This is a genomic window from Rahnella sp. RFA10(1/100), assembly GCF_004195115.1.
Lineage (GTDB): Bacteria > Pseudomonadota > Gammaproteobacteria > Enterobacterales > Enterobacteriaceae > Rahnella > Rahnella perminowiae.
Window position 1 is genome coordinate 643,185 of the sequence record NZ_SEWR01000001.1, and the last position, 21,633, is coordinate 664,817.

At 53.4% G+C, this 21,633-nt stretch carries 18 protein-coding genes and 1 pseudogene; 4 read left to right on the forward strand and 15 right to left on the reverse strand.

Translation table 11 applies throughout. The features are described 5' to 3' along the window. Nucleotides 1–18: 18 nt before the first annotated feature. Complete coding sequence (locus ETV65_RS02720; RefSeq protein ID WP_129951461.1) at nt 19–336, forward strand: HigA family addiction module antitoxin; 318 nt, start codon at nt 19–21, stop codon at nt 334–336. 107 nt (nt 337–443) lie between these two features. Here the strand turns inward: ETV65_RS02720 and ETV65_RS02725 are convergent, their stop codons facing one another. The 7 genes from ETV65_RS02725 to chaB form a co-directional block, all read right to left on the reverse strand. Beyond that, the gene (locus ETV65_RS02725; RefSeq protein WP_129951462.1) at nt 444–1,121 is read right to left on the reverse strand and encodes an ATP-binding cassette domain-containing protein; all 678 of its coding nucleotides are present in this window, start codon (nt 1,119–1,121) and stop codon (nt 444–446) included. Beyond that, a complete protein-coding gene (locus tag ETV65_RS02730) occupies nt 1,114–1,998 on the reverse strand; it encodes an ABC transporter ATP-binding protein (RefSeq protein ID WP_129951463.1) in 885 nt (294 codons plus the stop codon). The genes ETV65_RS02725 and ETV65_RS02730 overlap by 8 nt, the downstream gene beginning before the upstream one ends. Then, the gene (locus ETV65_RS02735) at nt 1,988–2,866 is read right to left on the reverse strand and encodes an ABC transporter permease (RefSeq protein WP_129951464.1); all 879 of its coding nucleotides are present in this window, start codon (nt 2,864–2,866) and stop codon (nt 1,988–1,990) included. The genes ETV65_RS02730 and ETV65_RS02735 overlap by 11 nt, the downstream gene beginning before the upstream one ends. 5 nt (nt 2,867–2,871) lie before the next feature. After that, a complete protein-coding gene (locus tag ETV65_RS02740; RefSeq protein ID WP_129951465.1) occupies nt 2,872–3,924 on the reverse strand; it encodes an ABC transporter permease in 1,053 nt (350 codons plus the stop codon). Next, entirely contained in the window at nt 3,924–5,495 is a 1,572-nt protein-coding gene (locus ETV65_RS02745; RefSeq protein WP_129951466.1) for an ABC transporter substrate-binding protein, read from the reverse strand. The genes ETV65_RS02740 and ETV65_RS02745 overlap by 1 nt, the downstream gene beginning before the upstream one ends. A gap of 285 nt (nt 5,496–5,780) precedes the next feature. Further along, the gene (locus ETV65_RS02750; RefSeq protein ID WP_129951467.1) at nt 5,781–6,470 is read right to left on the reverse strand and encodes a gamma-glutamylcyclotransferase; all 690 of its coding nucleotides are present in this window, start codon (nt 6,468–6,470) and stop codon (nt 5,781–5,783) included. Nucleotides 6,471–6,808: 338 nt separating this feature from the next. Further along, nucleotides 6,809–7,042 carry a putative cation transport regulator ChaB gene (gene chaB / locus ETV65_RS02755; protein WP_129951468.1) on the reverse strand — a complete coding sequence of 78 codons (234 nt, stop codon included), beginning with the start codon at nt 7,040–7,042 and terminating at the stop codon, nt 6,809–6,811. Nucleotides 7,043–7,513: 471 nt separating this feature from the next. On the opposite strand from chaB, the gene chaA reads away from it, so the two are divergent. Continuing rightward, the gene (chaA, locus tag ETV65_RS02760) at nt 7,514–8,614 is read left to right on the forward strand and encodes a sodium-potassium/proton antiporter ChaA (RefSeq protein ID WP_129951469.1); all 1,101 of its coding nucleotides are present in this window, start codon (nt 7,514–7,516) and stop codon (nt 8,612–8,614) included. 79 nt (nt 8,615–8,693) lie between these two features. On the opposite strand, the gene phoH is transcribed toward chaA, so the two are convergent. The 8 genes and pseudogenes from phoH to putP form a co-directional block, all read right to left on the reverse strand. Further along, the gene (phoH, locus tag ETV65_RS02765; protein WP_120131086.1) at nt 8,694–9,482 is read right to left on the reverse strand and encodes a phosphate starvation-inducible protein PhoH; all 789 of its coding nucleotides are present in this window, start codon (nt 9,480–9,482) and stop codon (nt 8,694–8,696) included. A gap of 63 nt (nt 9,483–9,545) precedes the next feature. Then, nucleotides 9,546–9,947 (reverse strand): hypothetical protein, encoded by a 402-nt coding sequence (locus tag ETV65_RS02770; RefSeq protein WP_129951470.1) that lies wholly within the window; start codon nt 9,945–9,947, stop codon nt 9,546–9,548. A gap of 183 nt (nt 9,948–10,130) precedes the next feature. Further along, nucleotides 10,131–10,964, reverse strand: coding sequence for an N-acetylmuramoyl-L-alanine amidase (locus tag ETV65_RS02775; protein WP_346654673.1), 834 nt, complete (start codon nt 10,962–10,964; stop codon nt 10,131–10,133). After that, nucleotides 10,953–11,279 (reverse strand): annotated as a pseudogene (locus ETV65_RS25355) (AMIN domain-containing protein); the annotation flags it as partial. The pseudogene ETV65_RS25355 and the gene ETV65_RS02775, both read right to left, overlap by 12 nt. A 184-nt stretch (nt 11,280–11,463) precedes the next feature. Then, entirely contained in the window at nt 11,464–12,759 is a 1,296-nt protein-coding gene (gene efeB / locus ETV65_RS02780) for an iron uptake transporter deferrochelatase/peroxidase subunit (protein ID WP_129951472.1), read from the reverse strand. A gap of 59 nt (nt 12,760–12,818) precedes the next feature. Beyond that, entirely contained in the window at nt 12,819–13,946 is a 1,128-nt protein-coding gene (gene efeO, locus ETV65_RS02785; protein WP_129951473.1) for an iron uptake system protein EfeO, read from the reverse strand. 46 nt (nt 13,947–13,992) lie between these two features. After that, nucleotides 13,993–14,844: an iron uptake transporter permease EfeU gene (efeU, locus tag ETV65_RS02790; protein WP_129951474.1), complete on the reverse strand. Its 852-nt coding sequence runs from the start codon at nt 14,842–14,844 to the stop codon at nt 13,993–13,995. Nucleotides 14,845–15,092: 248 nt separating this feature from the next. Continuing rightward, nucleotides 15,093–16,577 carry a sodium/proline symporter PutP gene (gene putP / locus ETV65_RS02795; protein ID WP_129951475.1) on the reverse strand — a complete coding sequence of 495 codons (1,485 nt, stop codon included), beginning with the start codon at nt 16,575–16,577 and terminating at the stop codon, nt 15,093–15,095. A 512-nt stretch (nt 16,578–17,089) separates the two neighbouring features. Between putP and putA the strand changes: the two genes are divergently transcribed. Both putA and ETV65_RS02805 read left to right on the forward strand, forming a co-directional pair. Next, a complete protein-coding gene (putA, locus tag ETV65_RS02800) occupies nt 17,090–21,064 on the forward strand; it encodes a trifunctional transcriptional regulator/proline dehydrogenase/L-glutamate gamma-semialdehyde dehydrogenase (RefSeq protein WP_129951476.1) in 3,975 nt (1,324 codons plus the stop codon). A gap of 61 nt (nt 21,065–21,125) precedes the next feature. After that, the gene (locus ETV65_RS02805) at nt 21,126–21,410 is read left to right on the forward strand and encodes a hypothetical protein (RefSeq protein ID WP_129951477.1); all 285 of its coding nucleotides are present in this window, start codon (nt 21,126–21,128) and stop codon (nt 21,408–21,410) included. Nucleotides 21,411–21,633 lie beyond the last annotated feature (223 nt).

Sequence of the window (21,633 nt, forward strand, 5' to 3'; positions counted from 1 at the left end):
TACCAAAAGGAACGTCGTATGGCTGTGACCACACGTAAACCCGCTACCGTTGGTGATATTTTACTTTACGAATTTCTTGAGCCCACTGGCCTGCGGATCAACGATCTTGCCGACATGCTGAATGTTCACCGCAATACCATCAGCGCACTGGTGAATAACAACCGCAAGCTGACCGTTGATATCGCCTTCCGGCTGGCAAAGACATTTGAGACTTCTGTCGAATTCTGGTTAAACCTGCAAACCCATGTCGATATCTGGGAAGTGCGCAATAACCCGCGCCTGATGGATGACATCAACAAGGTCGTCCATCTGAAAGATTTTCTGAAAAAATCATAAAAATTCCCCGGCAGACAAGCTTCGATGGTGCGCTCAAAATACTGCTGAACGGAGAATCCCCGGGACCTTTGCCCGGGGACTGTGAGAAGGGATTATAAGGCGCACGGTCAGCTCAACACGTAACCCTTCGCCATATGCACTGCCCGATCACACATATGGTCAATCACATCGGCATCGTGACTGACCAGAATCATGGTCAGATCACTGCTGGCTTTCAGGTCATTGAGCAGATTAAGAATTTCTGCCTGTACGGACATATCAAGGGCTGATGTCGGTTCATCGAGCAGCAGCAGTTTCGGTTTAAGCAACAGCGCCCGGACAATCGCCACGCGCTGACGCTGACCGCCGGAAAGCTGGTGCGGATAACGGTTCATCAGCGCCGGATCCAGCCCGACCTGGCGAAAACCTTCGGCAATTTTCTGTTCGATATCCTGTTCTTTAAGGATTTTCAGCGGCTCGGCCAGCGTTCGCAGCAGCTTGTGTTTGGGGTGCAGCGAAGCATACGGATCCTGAAAAACCATCTGTACATCGCGGCGCAGGCTACCGGTGAAAGGCTTGCCGGGTTTCACTTGATGGTCAAGCAGCGTCAGGCTGCCGCCCCAGTGTCCGTTCAGACCAGCCAGCACCCACAGCAATGATGATTTGCCGCAACCGGACGGCCCGACCAGTCCGAAGCATTCGCCTTTACGGATGGTCAGATTGACGTTATGCACCACCGTGCGGGTTTCGTAACCCTGACGATGCGACACGCTAAGCTGACGCAATTCAGCAATAATTTCACTCATGGCGCGGATCCTGTTTTAAAGAAGCCAGCAGCGCGCGATCCAGCACCGGCAGGCGTTCACCGTGCGTAAATTTGCTCGGACGGCATGACCAGAGCGTATGCGTATAAGGATGGGTGGCGTTCGCCAACTGATCGGCTGCCAGTTCATCAAGCAGCTCGCCTTTGTACATCACCAGCACCCGTTCGCAATAACGGGCGACCTGTTGCAGGTCGTGACTGATCAGGATCAGTCCCATGTTTCGCTGTTCAACTAATCGCTCAATCAGCCCCAGAACCTGTTCGCGCATCTCGAAATCCAGCGCGGAAGTGGGTTCGTCGGCTATCAGCCACTGGGGATCATTGATCAGTGCAATCGCCAGCATCACGCGCTGCCCCATCCCGCCGGAAAGCTGATGCGGATACTGCTGTTGCAAGAAAGCCGGATTCGGCAGACCGACAGCATTCAGCATCTCGGTGACTTTTTCCTGACGCTCCTTGCGGCCAAGGCGTGTATGCAGGCGCAGCGGTTCTTCTACCTGCTTGCCGATTTTTTGTGTCGGATTGAGCGCATGTTTCGGATCCTGCATCACCATCGACACGCGGTTTCCGCGAAGCGTGCTCCACTCACGTTCTCTGAGCGTGGTCAGATCGTTGTCACCCAGCGTCAGCTGTGATGCACGCAATTTGCACGGATGCGGCAGTAACCCCATCAGCGCGCGGGCGGTCAGGGATTTTCCGGAGCCGGACTCGCCGACCAGCGCCACGCGTTCCTGCCCGACGCTGAATGACAGGGATTTCACCAGTTCCAGCGGACGTTCGCCCGGCAAATAAATGGTCAAATCCTTCGCGACCAGCTGATCGCCGGATGACTTGTCCTTATGTAAAAAGTCAGTTGCCATGTCGTGGATCCATTTTGTCGCGCAGGCCGTCGCCCAGCAGGTTGAAAGCCAGGCTGGCAAATAAAATCGCCCCGCCCGGTGCTGCGGCGACCCACCATTGATCGAAAATCACCTTGCTGCCTTCAGCAACCATTGACCCCCATTCAGCGGTCGGTGGCTGAATACCCATACCGAGGAAGCCCAGACCGGCAGAAGCCAGAATGATGCCGCCGAGGCTGAGGGCCGCACGTACTACGGCGCTCGGCAGGCACAGCGGCAGAATGTGGCCGAACATCAGACGCAACCCGCCGATGCCCTGCATCCGCGCCGCTGCCAGATAATCACTGCGGCGAAGTGCCAGCGTCTCCGCCCTTGCCTGTCGTGCAAAGGGCGGCCAGCTGGTGAAAGCCAGTGCCAGAGCCCCGTTCATCAGGCCGGGGCCGAGAATCGCTACCAGCGCCAGTGCCATCACCAGACTTGGCAAGGACATCACGATATCGGTCAGTCGCATCACAATGCGCTCATACCAACCGCCAATGTATCCCGCGCTGATGCCGATCAGCAGCCCCACCGGAATGGTCAGTACCAGAATCAGTGACACCAGCAGCAGGGTCGGACGTGCACCATAGACCACACGGGAGAGTAAATCGCGGCCAAACCCGTCGGTGCCCAGCCAGTGGGTTTCCGAAGGCGGCAGCAGGCGTAATTCGATGTGCTGAATATTCGGGTCAAACGGTGCCAGCCACGGCGCGAGCAGCGCGGTAAGCACCAGAATAGCAACCAGCACCAGTCCGACAGAAAACGTGGTGATGCGCCGGGTCGGTTTCCAGACGGAGGTATCGGCTTCAGCCTCAACCTGCGTCGGTTGTTCAGGAATCATTTGAGTCATAGCAACTACCGGGTTCGCGGATCGAGCAGATAAGTAAGGGCGTCAGCCAGCGCATTGAGCAGCACGAAGCAGATGCCGATCAGCAGCGTAGCGCCAAGAATTGCCGGGGTATCCGCAGCAAACAACGCGGTGGTCAGATAACGCCCGACACCTGGCCAGGCGAATACCGTTTCGGTCAGTACCGCACCTTCGAGCAGGCTGGCGTAGGACAGCGTCAGCACCGTGATCAGTGTACCAAGCACGTTCGGGAAGACGTGGCAAAGCAGAACACGCATCCTGCCGGCCCCTTTTGACCGGGCCAGAATCACATACTCTTTGTTCATTTCGCCCAGCATCGACGCACGCAACAGGCGCGTAATACCCGCCATCGACAACATCGCCAGCACCGTCACCGGCAACCATAAATGGCGGATAGCGTTGTAAAACATTTCACGGTCGCCGGACAGCCAGGTATCAACCAGGACAAAACCGGTGCGTGGCGTCATGGTGTACATATACAGGTCGTCAAGCCGCCCCGGCCCGCCCGCCCAGTGCAGTACCGCGTAAAATAGTAAAAGGCCGAGCAGGCTAAGCCAGAAAATCGGCACGGAATACCCGAGCAACGACACCAGCCTTGCCGCATTATCCAGCCAGCTTCCCGGTTTCCATACCGCCAGCAACGCCAGCAAAATCCCGAAGGTGCCGCCGAGCAGGATGGCACAAGTCGCCAGCTCAACCGTTGCCGGGAATGTACGCATCAGATCGCTGGCCACCGGCTGCGCGGTAATACGGGAAATTCCCATATCGCCGTGCGCCAGGTGATCGAGATAACGGACAAATTGTACCGGTACGGACTGATCGAGACCTAAATCGCGACGCACCTGCGCATAGGTGGCTTCGCTGGCGTGATCGCCGGCCACCTGTAACGTCGGATCAATCGGGGCGAGATGGGAAAGCGTGAAAGTAAACGCCAGCAGTCCGAGCAGCGTCAGTGCCAGCGAAATCACGCCGGTCAGCAAACGGCCTGACCAGCGCCAACCCTGCCGGACGAATCCGGCGGGTGTTGAACTGTCTGCCATTACTTCGTGACCTTGCTGTAAAAGACCATGTCAGGGTTGATGCCCTGCACGTAACCTTTAATGTTGTCGCGTACGGCAATCAGGCTTTTGGCTTGCAGACCAATCACAAACGGCGAGTTTTTCTGGACTTCCAGCTGCAACTGACGGTAATCCGCCACGCGTTTGGCCTGATCCGGTTCCGCAATCGCAGCCAGCGTCAGTTTATTGAGTGCCGGAATGGACCAGTTAGCGCGCCATGCCAGTGTTTTGCTGCTTCCCTCTTCCGGGTTGAAAGCAAACGCTGAAGCGTTGGTGTTCGGGTCAAAGTAATCCGGTCCCCATGACGACATATACGCGTCGTAATTGTGTGATTTCACTTTGGTAGAAATCTGCGAGCTCAAACCCGGATCCAGTTTCACCGTTACGCCGCCCTGCGCAAAGCTGGCCTGCAGCGCCTGTGCGATGTCCAGATACGGCGGCTGATTGGCGGTCGAGAGTGTGAAACTGACGTTAGTCAGCCCGGCTTTCGCCAGAATCGCTTTGGCTTTTGCCGGGTCATAGGTGTATGGCGTGTCGTTCAGCGCGCCCAGATAGCCTTCCGGCAGGAAGGCCTGATGCACCTGGAACTGATCTTTCATCAGATCATGAGCAATGTGGTTGTAATCGAACAGGTAGCGGGCCGCTTCCCAGAATGCAGGATTACCCAGCGCCGGGGAGGCTTTGACATTGAACTGCATGAAGTACAGTGAGGCATACGGGATCGCCAGAGGCTTAACACCCTTTTTACCGGCGAGTGCAGCCATCTGGTCAGAACCGAGATTACGCGCCATATCGGCATCCCCCTGCTCGATCAGCAAGCGGCGCGCAGCAGGATCCGGTACGTTTTTGATCAGAATGGTTTTCAGCTTCGGCGCGCCTTCCGGTGAGGTCGGGTTCGCAGATAAAATCACGACTTCATGCGGTATGTAGTTACGGATCTGGTAAGGGCCGGAACCGGCAGAATGATTGCTCAGCCACTGGTGACCAAGGTCGTCAGCGGTGGCGTTAGCTTTCACCAGTTTACTGTCCACGATAGAAGATACCGGCGCAGACAGCAGGCTCAGCACGAATGACGGGCTGACATCGGCAGTCCAGCTGACTTTCACATGCTGGTCATCAATCTTAGTCAGGAAGGTATCGACGTTTTTATCGGTCCAGCCCAGTTGCGTCAGGATAAATGAAGGCTCCAGATTCAGCTTCACCACGCGTGACAACGAGAATATGACGTCATCGGCAGTCAGCGGATTGCCACTGGCAAAGGTGACTTTCGGTGACAGCGTGAAGGTCAGGCTGCGGTTATCTTTGCCTGCTTCCCAGGAGGCCGCCAGCGTCGGTTTTAAATCGATCGGATTGTTCGGGTCAGACTGGACCAGGCGCTGATAAATATTATTAAAAGCCTGAACCGTGGTCAGTTCAAATCCCTGCGCCGGGTCAAAACTGGAGGTGTCATCAATGGATTGTGCGATAACCAGCGTATCCGGCGGCGTAGCAGCCTGCACGGAGAAAGTAGCCGCAATAGCCGTAAACAGAACGGACGGTAATAAAGCTTTCATCAAGACAGACTCTCCAAGGTAGCGAAATTGCTAAGATTTTGTTGAGTGTAAAGTTTCTTCTATCTGGCAGAAAGTCTGATAAAGACTATCGTTATGCGAATTTTGCATAACGTTATCTGATTGGTTATTAATGAGGCAAGACGGGGCTTTGCGGCGGATTGTTACTGTACAAAGCCCGTGGTGGAGATATTTTATGAACAGCGAAAAGACAGGCGCTTAAAACGGGAGAGATGAATGAAATGGCTGCACGGCAACCCCGCACAGCCGGCAATACCAGACCCGACGTTAACTCAGTCCCGGGACATCCAGCCCCGGAGAAACAGACAACAGCATCCGCACCTGTTTGACCAGCTCGCTCATACAATCGTCACGCATGCCGTAGTTGTTCAGCTCTTTTTCCAGTGCAAACAGGTATTGCGCATTGGTGCCGAGCGGGCCGCTGGCCTGCGCAATCAGTGGGGCGATAACCTGATAATCGGTATCGGCTTCATATTGCGGGTGCGAGGGATCCATAATAAACACCAGCGCGGTCACCTTGCGGCCATCGTCGAGATCCAGTTCGCACCAGGTCGGACGGTAACAGCCGGTGAGCATTTCACGTTTCCACAGCAGTTCGAGTTCATCGAGAAGGGTGTCTTCAGGCAGACGGAACGCCAGGCCAGTGGTTTTGCCGCCATCCCGCAGCGCCAGCATACGGCCGGGTTGCGCAAGGGTGCCACGCCCGGCGGTCAGACGCAGACAGAAGGCACGATGATAACCGTGCAAGGTGGCAGGCCGCGCCTCTTCTGAGTCAAAAACCGGGTTCCACATCAGTGAACCGTAACCAAAAATCCAGACCGGGCTGTTGTCGGGGCGACGCGCCAGCGTGCAGCACAAAGAGGCAGCGCGCTGTTCAGGGGTCAGTAGCATCGATTCATCAATGCTGCCAAATGCTGTTTTGCAATCTGCGTTACGCAGGAAATCTCGAGTTAACATTCATTCCCCCAGGTACGACTTACTTTTGAACATGACATGCTGTTAACGCTGTGTTCTCCGCTGTGGTGGGTTTCATCTGTTGATGTTATCGGACAGTTTTTGCCTGAGCTTCAGGCTGCGGGGCAATTTTATTAAGAAGTTTCGTATACCCCCACAGGATGAAACCTTATTCGTTTCTTTCGTTGCAATCAAGGTTGAGAGTGATCACAAAAGGAAAATAAAGTGATTATTTTATGAACATTGTATGAATGTTGATATTTCGGGCGGGAATAAAACAAAAACGGGGGGGCGGGCAGGTCTTCAGGCAGGTGCGGGAACGCCCTCACCTGCCATAAACATCAGGATTTCTTAGGGTGCCACTTATCATCGTCTCCTTTTTTATATCCATGTTTCACTGCGGCCCAGGCAACTTTATGCGCCGTTTCCTCCCGGGAGTCATCGCCCTGCCGGTCTTTGGGTTTTTTATATTCATCCCATGCGCTGTTAAACGCTTCCTTATAGATATCCTGTGCGTGGGCAGGCAGCACGTTGCGCACGGATTCAGGCAACGCTGCTCGGTTCTGATAAGGCATAGTCGTCTCCTTTTTCATGACGTGCATGGCACTGATAATTTTTGTGTGCGGTGTGTACGCACAATGTTAAGTCTAGCTGCTACCCTCAAAGGACTCCGCCAGATTATTCTCGTTATCGTGCTGCTGGCGGCACCTCGGCGCCAGTAATTTATAGGGGTACTCCAAGTATTTACATAAATTGACGCATAAACGCTATATTTTCGTTATATCATATTAATTGGTTGTTTTAAAAAGACTTAATATTTTAACAATCACAATTAATTTAATTTTTATCATCATTTAATCCACATCCCGGCCTGATAAATGAAGTCTATTGCATGCTTTATGTCTTAAGCCTGATTTTATCCTGTTAATAGGTTAATTTATCTACTATACTTAATGGGTTATACCTTAATGCTGCCAGGCATTTTGCTGACAACTGACAGACAGGCGGTTGTTATTACGTGAGCGTTTATAAGGAGAATAATCATCATGGTGTCTTCACAGGAACATCCAAAAATCAAAACCCGCCATCAGGAATACTCCCTGGTTTTTCCCATCGCTGCACTTCTCGTTCTCGTCCTCTGGGGCAACAGCAGTAACTTCGCCTCGGTTGTCGGCATTAATCTCATCGCGCTGGTCGGTATCCTCGCCAGTGCGTTCAGCGTCGTACGCCATGCCGATGTTCTGGCGCACCGTCTTGGCGAACCGTACGGGTCGCTGATCCTCAGCCTTTCCGTCGTGATCCTCGAAGTCAGCCTGATTTCGGCCCTGATGGCGACCGGCGATGCCGCCCCCGCGCTGATGCGTGACACGTTATTCTCGATCATTATGATTGTTACCGCCGGTCTGGTGGGCGTGGCCCTGTTATTAGGCGGGCGTAAGTTTGCGACACAGTATGTCAATCTCGGCGGTATCAAACAGTACCTGATGGCGATATTCCCGCTGGCGGTGATTGTGCTGGTGCTGCCTGCCGCCTTGCCGGCGGGCAATTTCTCGACGCCACAGGCGTTGTTTGTGGCAGTGATTTCAGCCGCCATGTACGGCGTATTTCTGCTTATTCAGACCAAAACCCATCAGAGCCTGTTTATCTACGAGCATGAAGATGAAGGTGAAGAAGAGGGTCATGGCAAGCCATCGTCAAAAAGCAATCTGACACACACCCTGTGGTTGATCGTCCATCTGGTGCTGGTTATTGCGGTGACTAAGTTCAATGCTAATCCGCTGGAAAGCCTGCTGACAGAACTGAATGCCCCTGCGCAGTTCACGGGTTTCCTGGTCGCGTTACTGATCCTCTCTCCGGAAGGTCTGGGCGCACTGAAAGCCGTGCTGAAAAATCAGGTGCAGCGCGCCATGAATTTGTTCTTCGGCTCCGTGCTGGCGACAATTTCACTGACCGTTCCGGCAGTGACCGTCATTGCCACGCTGACAGGCCAGGATTTGATTTTCAGTCTTGACCCGGCAAACATTGTGGTGATGCTGGCAGTGCTGATTCTGTGCCAGATTTCCTTCTCCACCGGCCGTACCAATGTATTAAACGGTACCGCGCATCTTGCGTTGTTTTGTGCCTATATGATGCTGATAATGCTTTAACCCCTCTCCTGCGAAGGCGGAGGCACAAAAAGAAAGGCCGCTCAGATAAGCGGCCTTTTTCATGGGAACGATGGGAGAATTAAGAGTAAGCGTGCAAGGTGCGTTTACACAGCTCCGAACGCACACAGTCCTCTTTACCAAACTGAATGATGCCGATCATCTCGTCTTCTTCGAAGCGGGACATTGCATCGCTGAGCCCCGATACTACGCCACGTGGTAAATCGCACTGGGTAATATCACCGTTAACAATCACCGTCACATTTTCGCCGAGACGGGTCAGGAACATTTTCATCTGGCTGGCTGTGACATTCTGCGCTTCGTCCAGAATAACCACCGCGTTTTCGAAAGTACGCCCGCGCATATAAGCGAATGGCGCAATTTCCACCTTGCCTATTTCCGGTCGCAAACAATATTGCAGGAATGATGAACCCAGACGACGTAGCAGAATGTCGTAGACCGGACGGAAATAGGGTGCAAACTTCTCAGAAATATCACCGGGCAGGAAACCGAGATCCTCATCGGCTTGCAATACCGGACGTGTCACAATAATTCTGTCGATTTCTTTGTGAATTAATGCCTCTGCCGCTTTCGCAGCGCTGATAAATGTTTTGCCGCAACCGGCTTCACCGGTGGCAAAAATTAACTGCTTATTCTCTATGGCTGATAAGTAATGACCTTGAGCTTCAGTACGCGCTTCGATGACGGACGTATCGCGGGAGTCGCGAGCCATGCCGATCGATTCCAAACCGCCCATCTGTACCAATGACGTCACAGACTCTTCCTCGCGCTGGCGGTGACTGCGTGAATCATTACGAATAACACGTTTTGCTTCACGACGAGCTTTGATCACTGCTTTCTGTCTTCCCATAGTGGCACCTTACAGTTTGATTCACTTAACGCTAAGGCATAATGCCCGCACGGTTATGTTTCACTAACAAATGAGGTTTTGGTCTCCTTTTAGACCAAGTGGAGCCAATGAATAACGTGAAGAGGAAAAGAACCTGAAGGAATTAACGGAAACTCTTTGGGTTGTTTTCTGTTCACGAGGAGGCATTGTCAATAATGACAAACCGCTGACCCATACAATAAAACGTCCAGAATAAAAGCCAGTGATATTCACATCATTTTCACCAACAAATAGGCGGTCAGTTAAACAACAGGGTTGGGGTTGGGTGGATGATATTTTTTGTAAAAAGCGGTAGGAAAAACCTGAAAGTAAATCCTGAAATAATAGAGAGTCGGAAGCCTTGCCCCCGTTTGCATTTAAGCAACAACGGGTGAATGAGAGAAGTGTGTTATTTTCGATCAACAGCCCAAACATGGACTTTACCATTCGCGCTCCCCGCAGTGTTATTAACGGCACCTGCCGTACACCTCGTGAAAACTACCGCTTATAAATGTCATTATAATGACAACTGAAACATTTGCGTTACCAAAATGTAAAAAAGTTTGTGGCTGACGTCAATAGGATCATGAGGATCTTTTTCAGATCCTCTTTAATCGTGCTGAATTTCTCTCAGCTCAGCAGATTATTTTTCTTTTCATTGATGAAGTAACTGTTAATCCCTTCGGCCAGCGCATGGGCCATTTTCTCCTGAAACACCGGCTCACCCAGTAATTTTTCTTCCTGTTTATTGGTGATGAAGGATGTCTCCACCAGCACGGAAGGAATACGCGGGGATTTCAGTACCGCAAAACCTGCCTGTTCCGGATGCGGGCTGTGCATGTGATGGACTTTACTGATATTTGCTGCCAGATGTCTGCCAAAATCCAGGCTGCGGTGAATGGTTTCGTGCTGGTCGAGATCAAACAGTGTTTCTTTAAGATACTGATCGTCCGTTTTAAAATCGTCGTCGTACAACACATCGACGCTGTTTTCGCTTTGCGATAAATAGCGCGCCATCGCACTGCCTGCGCCGTGTTCAGACAGCGCGAAAACCGATGCTCCGGAGACCAGATCGTTGGTGAAACCGTCGGCATGTATCGAAATAAACAGATCCGCCGCATGCTGATGCGCCAGGCTGACGCGGTGATAAAGCGGAATAAATACATCATCCTGCCGGGTCAGCACGGCGTGAATACCGTGCTGCTGGCTGAGCAAAGTTTGCAGGCGTTTGGCGATATGCAGCACGACATGTTTTTCATAAGTGCCTTCATTACCGATTGCCCCCGGATCCTTGCCGCCATGACCCGGATCGATCATGACCAGCAGCGGTTTCTCCGCCTGCGGCGAAGGGGACACGACCGGCCCAATTGCGGCAGCATGGCTTTCTGCCGATATCGTCACCGTCAGGACACCATTTTCCGTGTTACGCGTAATCTTCGGTTTACCGTTCACCTGCAACACGATGCGCGCCACCTCAGGGCTGAAATGAGCAATGCGCCCTTCTGTGACCCAGGAAAACTTCTGCCGCACCACGGTCAGTGCATGCTCAAGTTCCGGCGGAAATGATGTCAACGGCATATCAATCACGACCCGCTCCGGCGCACTGAGCATAAACACGCGACAGCGTTTATCTGCCGCAGGGAGTGCCAGGTGAATCTGACTGGCATCTGAAGTCATGGTGATCCGCACCGCTTTTTGGGCGGCGTACAAACGCGGCGCGGTCAGCGAAAGTCCGATGCCAAAAATCAGTAATTTTCTGCGGGTATGGTTGATGGTCATAACAGTCTCAGAACAGGCAACGTAATAAATCAGTTTTGCGATTTATCATCATGACATTACTGAGATTTTTTTGGATGAGGCGGAGTATTAACAGGCAATGAAATGCGTAACCAGGCGTAAAAATGATGTCTGGTTTGGGTTCCTCTGGGATCGGCTCCCTCCCCGGCGAAGGGAAGGAGTTAAATTACGCTTCGATTAACGATTGTCCGAGATAGTGACTTTCGTCTTTATTGCCCGGTAACGTGAAGAAGAAGCCACCGCCGTTAGGGCGGATATATTCTTCCAGCGCTTCACCGTTCAGACGTTTCTGCACGGTCAGGAAACCTTTTTCCAGGTCATGCTGATAACAGACAAAAACCAGTCCCATTTCCAGTTGCCCGGAATTAGTCACACCCAGGGAATAGCTGTAACCACGGCGCAACATCAGGCTGTCTCCGGTGGCTTTAGTGCGCGGATTCGCCAGACGGATATGCGCATCGAGGCGGATCGTCTTGCCATCAGGGTCTTTTTCGTAATCCGGCACGTCGTGCTCTTTTTCCATCCCCAGCGGTGCGCCGGTGGCTTTGTCGCGCCCGAAAATAGACTGCTGCTCCTGCAGCGGCGTGCGGTCCCAGGATTCCACCTTGAACGGGATCAGACGTGTCACCTGATAACTGCCGCCCACCGTCCAGGCCGGTTCGCCCTGCCCGCCGGTCACCCAGATAACTTTATCCATCAAAGGTTTATCTTTGGCATCCGGGTTCGCCGTACCATCCTTAAAGCCCAGAAGATTGATCGGCGTTTCTTTGCCCTGACTGCGCGCCGCATGGGACGAAATAAAGCCGTCACGACGCCAGCGTACGCTGAGTAAATCAGGCGTATATTTGATGATGTCCCGCAGCGCATGCACCACGGTATCGCTGTTGTTGGCGCAAATTTGCAAGGACAGGTCACCGTGGCAGAGTTTGGCATCCAGAGAATCATTCGGGAAACGTGTCATGCGTTGTAATTTCAAAGGCTTATGTGGTGCCAGCCCGAAGCGCTCATCAAACAGAGAATCCCCGACAGAAAGCGTCATGGTCAGATTGTCCGGGTAGATTTCTGCGCCCATCACCCCTGAATCCATGGGCGGAAATTTCGGATCCATTGAAGGCGCAGTGCCGCCTGTGGTCAGGAAGGCAAAACGTGAATCGAGGAGACGGAAAAGACGCTCCAGATCAGCTTTGTTAGTGGCCAGCACGTCAAAGGAAACCAGCATCATCGATGCCTGTTGCGGCGTTAAAATACCCGCCTGATGCTCGCCATAATAGGGTTGCCTGCCCCAGCGCTCGTCAGGGGAAACAGTCCCTGGTGTATATTCGTTCTTTGCTCCGGGTGTTTTCTCAGCCTGCGCTGTGGCTGCGCCGCCCAGGGCAAATGCCCCGCCTAACAATCCCACGCCCTTGAGTAAACTGCGGCGGGAAGAAGAAACTTCGTTCTGATTATCGTTTTTGTTGCTCATTGCTATGCCTCAGGAATTTAAAAGCGCCTCCTCCTGCGCAGGGGGAGGCGCTAAAGATATCAATCTAAACCAAGTACACCGCGCAGTTTGGACAAGTCTTCTGCCAGCGTGGTGATAGGACCTTTCATTGCGTTACGGTCCGCATCAGACAGTTTTTCGTAATTCTCGTAACCGTCTTTGGTTTTATATTTGTCCAGCAGCGCATCAACGGTTTTGAAGTTGGCGTCGATTTTATCCAGCAACGGTTTGTCGGCTTTGACCAGCAACGGACGCAGCAGATTGACAATTTTCTGTGCGCCATCAAGGTTGGCCCGGAAATCCCACAGATCAGTGCGGCTGTAACGATCTTCTTCGCCGCTTATTTTGCTGGCGGCCACTTCTTCAATCAGGCCCGCTGCGCCGCCGACCACTTTACTTGGCGGGAAGGTCAGCTCTGCGATACGTTTTTGCAAATCAACGGTATCGGCATACAGCTTGTCGGCAAACGGTTCGGTGCCCTGGGTGGTTTTGTCCGCGAAAAGGATTTTCTCCAGACGGTGGAAACCGGTGAAGTTAGGATCTTCGGCTTTTTTCTCGAAATCATCTTCACGGGCATCGATGCTGCCGTCCAGATCAGAGAACAGTTCGGCAATCGGTTCGATGCGCTCGTAGTAAACGCGGGTAGAAGCGTACAGGGATTGCGCTTTCGCCAGATCGCCCTTCTTCACCGCGTCCGTAAAGGCTTTGGTATGTGCCACCAGTTCAGCCACCTGCTGAGTCACATACACTTTGTATTCCGCAATCGGGCCGACCAGCGCCATGGCGTCAGGCTTGCCGGAAGCGGCCGTACCTTCAGCGGTAACCGTCAGTTTACCTTTCGGATTGCTCAGCAGGCCGCAGGTCATGTCGTATTCGCCCGGCTCAAGGTTAGCCGTCATTTTCTGCGTGAAACCCGGCGCCACGTTTTCACGTTCTTCCACCACCATCACGCCTTTGAGGATTTCCCATTCCAGGTTTTTCTGACTGTTGTTATGGATAACAAACTGAGTTTTACCGGCCGGCACGGTCAGCGTCATCGGTTCACATTGTTTGTCATTAACAGCAATTTTGACCTGACGAACATCAGCAGCCAGCGCGTTGGCGCTCAGCGCAAAGGCCGGCAGGGACAACAGGGCGATCTGTAAAGCTTTACGGCGAAAATGTGGCATGTGTAACTCCGTGGCAAGGGCAAAATGAGGAATGAAGTTGATAAAATTAACGTTGTGTTTTTTGCCCGGCAGAAACCGGCGCAGCCACAGGCGATTTACTCTGTGGAATAAAGAACAGGAACAGCGCGGGGATCAGATACAGGAAATACACCGCAACTTCGCTGACCGTCGGCGCTTCCTGATACCCGAACATCCCTTCCAGCAAGGTGCCAAATAAAGAGTGTGTGGATAAAGTCCCGCTCAGATCAAAGGCAATGTCCTGCATACGGTTCCACAACCCCGCTTCGTGGAACGCGCGGATAGCGCCCGCAGCCAGTCCGGCGGCGACAAACAGGATGAACAGGCTGGTCCATTTGAAAAACTTCGCCAGATGCAGTTTCACGCCGCCGTAATAAATCAGGAAACCCAGCACGATGGCCGCGCCGAGGCCAAGCACTGCACCGATCGGGGCTTCAATACCCACGTCTTGCTGGAAGGCTGCCAGCAGGAAAAACACCGATTCCAGCCCTTCACGCGCAACCGCAAAAAACACCATCGCAACCAGTGCCCAGCCCTGACCGCGACCGGAATTCAGCGCATGATCAATCGCCCCTTCCAGATGCACTTTGATAGACCTTGACACTTTGCGCATCCAGAACACCATGTATGTCAGAATGCACACCGCGACGACGGCGACGATACCTTCAAACAGCTCCTGTTGTTTTTGCGGAAACTCACCGGTCGTGGCATTGATGAAAAGACCGAGCGCCAGGCACAGCGCAGCGGCGATGAAAACGCCAATCCAGACCACACCGAGCCACTGCCCGCGTTGCGTCCGTTTGAGGTAGCTGGCAATCAGGCTGACGATCAGCGCAGCTTCCAGCCCTTCGCGAAACATAATGAGAAACGGAACGAACATGACGAGCTCCCGGCCCCTGAATTCTGACGAACCACAGAATGTATGAGGCCTCTGTAAAGAAAAGTAAAAAGAAACGATAGTGATTATCATTCTTGCCAAAAGAAATACAAGAGGCAACCGATCCTTTTTTTGAAAGGGGATCGGTAAATACACATGAAAAAATCAGACGGAAGGCTTATGCGGCGGATAATGCTGAAAACCGGGGCCTGAATGACCCCGGTCTGAGTGACACAACAGGAGATTATCGGTTAAACAGTTTTATATTCCGCTTCCGCGGCGGTGAAACGCTGCTCAACAGCGGCGGAAGGCTTACGCCCCGTCAGGCTGACAATCCAGATAGCCAGTGACGCGAAAATGAAACCGGGAATGATTTCGTATAATTCAGCCCAGCCATATTGTTTCCAAAGGATCACCGTTATTGCACCGACCAACATCCCCGCCAGTGCACCGTTACGCGTCATACGTTTCCACATCACGGAAATCAGGATCACCGGCCCGAATGCGGCACCGAAACCGGCCCAGGCATAACTGACCAAACCGAGAACCCGGTTTTGCGGGTTGGCAGCCAGCGCAATAGCAATCAGCGCCACGATCAGCACCATTGCACGCCCCACCCACACAAGTTCGCGCTGACTCGCGCCTTTTCGCAGAAAAGCTTTGTAGAAATCTTCAGTAATGGCGCTTGAACACACCAGTAGCTGACAACTCAGGGTACTCATGACCGCTGCCAGAATAGCGGACAACAAGATCCCGGCAATCCATGGGTTGAACAGAATTTTCGCCAGCTCGATGAACACGCGCTCACCGTTTTGCGTCACGTTGCCCGCTTCAGCCGGATTATTGCTGAAGTACGCGATGCCGAAGAATCCTACAGCGATGGTACCTGCCAGACATAAAATCATCCATGTCATGCTGATACGGCGCGCTCTGCGGATAGTGAAGTGAGAATCGGCCGCCATGAAACGCGCCAGAATGTGCGGCTGACCGAAATAGCCCAGCCCCCAGCCCAGCAATGACAGTATCGCCACCAGATTCATGCCCTTAAACATATCAGTGTATTCAGGATTTTTGGCTTTGATGACCATCATCGAGGTATCAATGCCGCCAACGGCGAGGATGACGATAACCGGTGTCAGGATCAGTGCGAAAATCATCAGGCTGGCCTGCACGGTATCGGTCCAGCTGACGGCCAGAAAACCGCCGATAAAGGTATAAAGGATAGTCGCCGCCGCGCCGGCCCACAGCGCGGTCTGGTACGTCATGCCGAAGGTGCTTTCAAACAGACGTGCACCGGCCACGATGCCGGAGGCACAATAAATGGTGAAGAACACCAAAATCACAATCGCGGAAATAATGCGCAGCAGCTTGCTCGAATCTTCAAAACGATGCGTAAAGTAATCCGGCAACGTCAGCGCATTGTTATTGGCTTCGGTGTGTACACGTAGCCGCCCCGCCACCAGTTTCCAGTTCAGGTATGCGCCGATAGTCAGACCAATCGCGATCCAACTTTCCGAAATGCCGGAAATAAAAATCGCACCCGGCAGCCCCATTAACAACCAGCCACTCATGTCGGAAGCACCGGCGGACAGCGCCGTGACCACGCTGCCCAGACTGCGTCCGCCCAAAATATAATCATCAAAGTTTTTGGTTCGTAGATACGCGATGAGCCCAATCAAAATCATCCCGAAAATATAAACACAAAACGTCACCAGCATCGGTGTGTTCATTGTCATTCCATTCTCCACTTTCTTATTTTTTGCGATGTTGTCCGGCACCTGTCTGTCCCGGCAGCACTCCACCCGAAGTGCTGCCAAAAACCTGCCGGGGCGAGATGATGGCTGAAACCTCTAAAGGTTGCAGCAAGACTCTCCATATTTTTATATAGTCACTGACTCTGTATGGTTTTTATTCAAAATTACTGTCGAGCCGGATACTGGTTTAGCCTTATCCACTTTTCAATATTTTTAACATTTCAAATACACAAAATTCACCCTCCATCACAGTTATCCGCAATACGGGTTGTACTTTGCAGCACGGAAAGTTGCACCCGATATAACCCTTGATATTGACGCCATGACAAGACAGGCAAGATCCATGCCGTTATTTTCTTGTTAAAAATGCCAGGTGAATCACAACAGGCACACTTCATGCATTAACAAGGTTGCACAAGGTTGCAACATAGAAGATATTGCTCGACATAAAGATAACGAATTCACCTGAAATTTTTCATATGGAGTGTTTGCGCATGGGTATGACCACGATGGGCGTGAAGCTGGATGAAGGTACGCGTGACAGGCTAAAAGAAGCGGCTCACAAAATTGACCGCACGCCGCACTGGCTGATCAAACAAGCGATATTTTCCTATCTTGAACGGCTGGAAAACGGCGATACACTGCCGGAAATTCCGGCACTGAATGGCGCTGCACCTGAAGGTGCGGAAGATGCCGCTGTACAACCTGTTCAGGAAGCCCATCAGCCATTCCTTGATTTCGCTGAGCAAATTCTGCCACAGTCGGTCAGCCGCTCGGCTATCACCGCCGCCTATCGCCGCCCTGAGCCTGAAGCCGTATCCATGCTGCTTGAACAGGCGCGTCTGCCTGCCCCGCTCAATGATGCAGCGCTGAAACTCGCGGCTGATATCGCCACCAGACTCAGAAACCAAAAGAGTGCAAACGGCCGCGCCGGGATGGTGCAAAGCCTGTTGCAGGAGTTCTCTCTGTCTTCTCAGGAAGGCGTAGCGCTGATGTGTCTGGCGGAAGCATTGCTGCGTATCCCCGACAAACCGACACGCGATGCGTTAATCCGCGACAAAATCAGCAACGGTAACTGGCATTCACATCTGGGACGCAGCCCGTCGCTGTTCGTTAACGCCGCAACCTGGGGTTTGCTGTTCACCGGAAAACTGGTCGCGACACACAATGAAGCAAGTCTGTCAAAATCTCTGAACCGTATTATCGGTAAAAGCGGTGAACCCCTGATCCGCAAAGGCGTGGACATGGCGATGCGCCTGATGGGTGAACAGTTTGTAACCGGTGAAACCATCGCCGAAGCGCTGGCCAATGCCCGTAAACATGAAGAAAAAGGTTTCCGCTATTCCTACGACATGCTGGGAGAAGCCTCGCTGACCGGAAAAGATGCCCAGGCCTATTTACTGTCTTATCAGCAGGCGATCAATGCCATTGGCAAGGCATCCAATGGTCGCGGCATTTATGAAGGCCCCGGCATTTCCATCAAACTTTCCGCCCTGCACCCGCGTTACAGCCGGGCGCAATATGAACGTGTGATGGAAGAATTGTATCCGCGCCTGCTTTCGCTGACATTGCTGGCACGCAGTTACGACATCGGCATTAACATTGATGCCGAAGAAGCTGACCGTCTGGAAATCTCTCTCGATTTGCTGGAAAAACTGTGCTTTGAACCGGAACTGGCCGGCTGGAACGGTATCGGCTTCGTGATCCAGGCGTATCAGAAACGTTGTCCGATGGTCATTGATTACCTGACCAATCTGGCACAGCGCAGCCGCCGCCGTCTGATGATCCGCCTGGTGAAAGGCGCGTACTGGGACAGCGAAATTAAGCGCGCGCAAATGGACGGTCTGGAGGATTATCCGGTTTATACCCGCAAGGTTTACACCGATGTTTCCTATCTGGCCTGCGCCCGTAAACTGCTGGCCGTGCCAAACCTGATTTATCCGCAGTTCGCAACGCATAACGCCCACACCGTGGCGGCGATTTATCAACTGGCCGGAAATAACTATTATCCGGGACAGTACGAATTCCAGTGTCTGCACGGCATGGGTGAACCGCTGTACGAGCAGGTGGTGGGGAAAATTTCTGACGGCAAACTGAACCGCCCGTGCCGTATTTATGCCCCGGTCGGTACACATGAAACGCTGCTGGCGTATCTGGTGCGTCGTCTGCTGGAAAATGGTGCGAACACGTCCTTTGTTAACCGTATCGCTGATGCCACGTTACCGATCGGGGAACTGGTTGCCGATCCGGTTCTGGCAGTTGAAGCGCTGGCCGCCAGTGAAGGTCAGGTCGGACTACCGCACCCGCGTATCGCACTGCCGCGCAATCTTTACGGTGACAAACGCGTCAACTCTGCGGGTCTGGACATGTCCAGCGAACACCGCCTGGCATCCCTGTCCAGCGCCCTGCTGCAAAGCGCCAGCCATCCGGTAAAAGCACAACCGATAATTGATGCGCAGACGGATGATGGCGAATTCCTGCCGGTGATCAATCCCTCTGAAAATACCGATATCGTCGGGTATGTTCGGGAAGCGACGGAGGCGGAAATCAGCCGTGCGCTGGATGCCTCAACTGCTGCCGGTGCGATATGGTTTGCGACACCTCCCGAAGAACGTGCCGCCATCCTGCAACGCGGCGCAGAACTGATGGAAGCGCAGTTGCAAAACCTGCTTGGTGTGCTGGTGCGCGAGGCAGGAAAAACCTTTAATAACGCCATCGCTGAAGTGCGTGAGGCCGTAGATTTCCTGCATTATTACGCCGGGCAGATCCGCGAAGATTTCGCCAATGACACACACCGTCCGCTGGGGCCGGTGGTCTGTATCAGTCCGTGGAACTTCCCGCTGGCAATCTTTACCGGTCAGATTGCTGCCGCGCTGGCCGCAGGCAACAGCGTACTGGCAAAACCCGCTGAACAAACGCCGCTGGTCGCTGCGCTGGCCGTGGGCATTCTGCATGAAGCCGGTGTACCGGCTGGCGTATTGCAACTGCTGCCCGGTCAGGGGGAAACGGTCGGTTCGCAACTGGTGAATGACGAACGTGTCCGTGGTGTGCTGTTTACCGGTTCGACGGATGTCGCGGGTATCTTGCAACGCAACATTGCCGGTCGTCTGGATCCGCAGGGACGTCCGACACCCCTTATCGCCGAAACCGGCGGCCTGAACGCCATGATTGTTGATTCTTCCGCGCTGACCGAACAGGTGGTCATGGACGTGGTGGCCTCGGCCTTTGACAGTGCCGGCCAGCGTTGTTCAGCTCTGCGTGTGTTATGCATTCAGGAGGATGTCGCCGATCACACGCTGCAAATGCTGCGCGGTGCGATGGCGGAGTGCCGCATGGGCAATCCGGAGCGTCTGAGTACCGATATCGGGCCAGTGATCGACGCCGAAGCCAAAGCCGGTATCGAAAAACATATCGATGCGATGCGTGCCAAAGGCCGCACCGTGTATCAGGCCACGCAGGAATTTACCGCTGACCAGCAGGAGTGGAGCCGCGGCACCTTTGTGAAACCCACGCTGATCGAGCTGGAAAGCTTTGATGAGATGAAGAAAGAAATCTTCGGACCGGTGCTGCACGTGGTGCGCTATGCCCGTCAGGACCTGGATACGCTGATCGGTCAGATTAATGCTGCCGGTTACGGCCTGACGCTGGGCATTCATACCCGCATCGACGAAACCATTCATCGTGTTACCCAGCAGGCGCACGTCGGCAACATGTACGTGAACCGCAATATGGTCGGTGCCGTGGTGGGTGTGCAACCGTTCGGTGGCGAAGGTCTGTCCGGTACCGGTCCTAAAGCCGGAGGCCCGCTGTATCTGTATCGCCTGCTGAGCAGCCGTCCGCAAGACGCCGTACCGCAAACCCTGTTACGGCAGGATCGCGAACTGCCGCTCGATACCTCCGTCCGCGAGGCCTTGCTGGCACCTCACCGCGCGCTGCAACAATGGGCGACAGAACAGAAGCACCGCGAGCAGTTTGTCACGGTTTGCGAACGTTTCGCGCAAACCAGTCAGGGCGGCACCTTGCGTACCCTGCCGGGACCTACCGGCGAACGCAACACTTACGCGCTGTTACCGCGTGAGCGCGTTCTGGCGCTGGCTGATAATCAGGATGATGTCCTGATCCAACTTGCCGCCGTCACCGCGACAGGTTGCCGTATTCTCTGGCCGGAAGCGCCGTTGCAACGTGATTTGTTCAACAGCCTGCCAAAAGCAGTACAGGCGCGTATCGATTTCGCCAAAGACTGGCAGACCGACACGCAGGTGTTTGACGCGGTGATTTACCACGGTGATGCGGATCAGTTGCGCGAACTTTGCCAGACCATTGCCCAGCGTCCGGGAGCCATTATATCGGTACAGGGCTTTGCGCGCGGTGAGGACAATATTCTGCTGGAACGTCTGTTACATGAACGTTCACTGAGCGTGAATACGGCTGCCGCCGGGGGAAATGCGAGTCTGATGACGATCGGGTAAAGCAGGAGTTGCAGGAGAGCCGCTGCAAGTGGGCGGCTTTTAAAAAGCCTGAGGAAACTTTTTGGATTTCAGTTGCAGTGAGGAATGGATCGAGACAATTTCGGTTTCTCAAGAACGGTTATCACGCGGCCTTTCGCGCCGAAACCGGCCAGAGGGGAAAAAGCTTTTCCCCTCTGAACTCCCCTCGCTTTTTCAAACAAGTGATCCGCACGCAGGCTATGTTTCAGCAACCACTGTGACAGGCTGGAAATCTTGCCGCTATGCGGTGCCTTCTCTCGGTCCTGAAGCCTTTGGTCTTCAGGCCGCTCCGTTCAGCAAGATTTCTGAATCGCCCGCACGATCTTAAATTCAAAACCATTTGGCCTTTCATATTAAAATCAGTGAGGTTGCGAACTAAAAGCCGGAGGCCGGTTCCAAAATCACGCCGTAACGAGAGGTGAAAAACCGCGATTCTTTTTGCGCGGGTTGTAACCCGAGTGCAGGGCACCGCGCAGCGGCGGGATTTTGCGGCTATCACCTCGCTCGCTGAAACATAGCCTCCAGCGAAGCGCGCAGTTAAAGAGCCCGGG

Excerpts from the sequence above, each read along its gene's own strand:
- ETV65_RS02720 (WP_129951461.1), top strand. The coding sequence starts at position 19 with ATGGCTGTGACCACACGTAAACCCGCTACCGTTGGTGATATTTTACTT.
- ETV65_RS02725 (WP_129951462.1), bottom strand. The coding sequence starts at position 1,121 with ATGAGTGAAATTATTGCTGAATTGCGTCAGCTTAGCGTGTCGCATCGT.
- ETV65_RS02730 (WP_129951463.1), bottom strand. The coding sequence starts at position 1,998 with ATGGCAACTGACTTTTTACATAAGGACAAGTCATCCGGCGATCAGCTG.
- ETV65_RS02735 (WP_129951464.1), bottom strand. The coding sequence starts at position 2,866 with ATGACTCAAATGATTCCTGAACAACCGACGCAGGTTGAGGCTGAAGCC.
- ETV65_RS02740 (WP_129951465.1), bottom strand. The coding sequence starts at position 3,924 with ATGGCAGACAGTTCAACACCCGCCGGATTCGTCCGGCAGGGTTGGCGC.
- ETV65_RS02745 (WP_129951466.1), bottom strand. The coding sequence starts at position 5,495 with ATGAAAGCTTTATTACCGTCCGTTCTGTTTACGGCTATTGCGGCTACT.
- ETV65_RS02750 (WP_129951467.1), bottom strand. The coding sequence starts at position 6,470 with ATGTTAACTCGAGATTTCCTGCGTAACGCAGATTGCAAAACAGCATTT.
- chaB (WP_129951468.1), bottom strand. The coding sequence starts at position 7,042 with ATGCCTTATCAGAACCGAGCAGCGTTGCCTGAATCCGTGCGCAACGTG.
- chaA (WP_129951469.1), top strand. The coding sequence starts at position 7,514 with ATGGTGTCTTCACAGGAACATCCAAAAATCAAAACCCGCCATCAGGAA.
- phoH (WP_120131086.1), bottom strand. The coding sequence starts at position 9,482 with ATGGGAAGACAGAAAGCAGTGATCAAAGCTCGTCGTGAAGCAAAACGT.
- ETV65_RS02770 (WP_129951470.1), bottom strand. The coding sequence starts at position 9,947 with ATGGTAAAGTCCATGTTTGGGCTGTTGATCGAAAATAACACACTTCTC.
- efeB (WP_129951472.1), bottom strand. The coding sequence starts at position 12,759 with ATGAGCAACAAAAACGATAATCAGAACGAAGTTTCTTCTTCCCGCCGC.
- efeO (WP_129951473.1), bottom strand. The coding sequence starts at position 13,946 with ATGCCACATTTTCGCCGTAAAGCTTTACAGATCGCCCTGTTGTCCCTG.
- efeU (WP_129951474.1), bottom strand. The coding sequence starts at position 14,844 with ATGTTCGTTCCGTTTCTCATTATGTTTCGCGAAGGGCTGGAAGCTGCG.
- putP (WP_129951475.1), bottom strand. The coding sequence starts at position 16,577 with ATGACAATGAACACACCGATGCTGGTGACGTTTTGTGTTTATATTTTC.
- putA (WP_129951476.1), top strand. The coding sequence starts at position 17,090 with ATGGGTATGACCACGATGGGCGTGAAGCTGGATGAAGGTACGCGTGAC.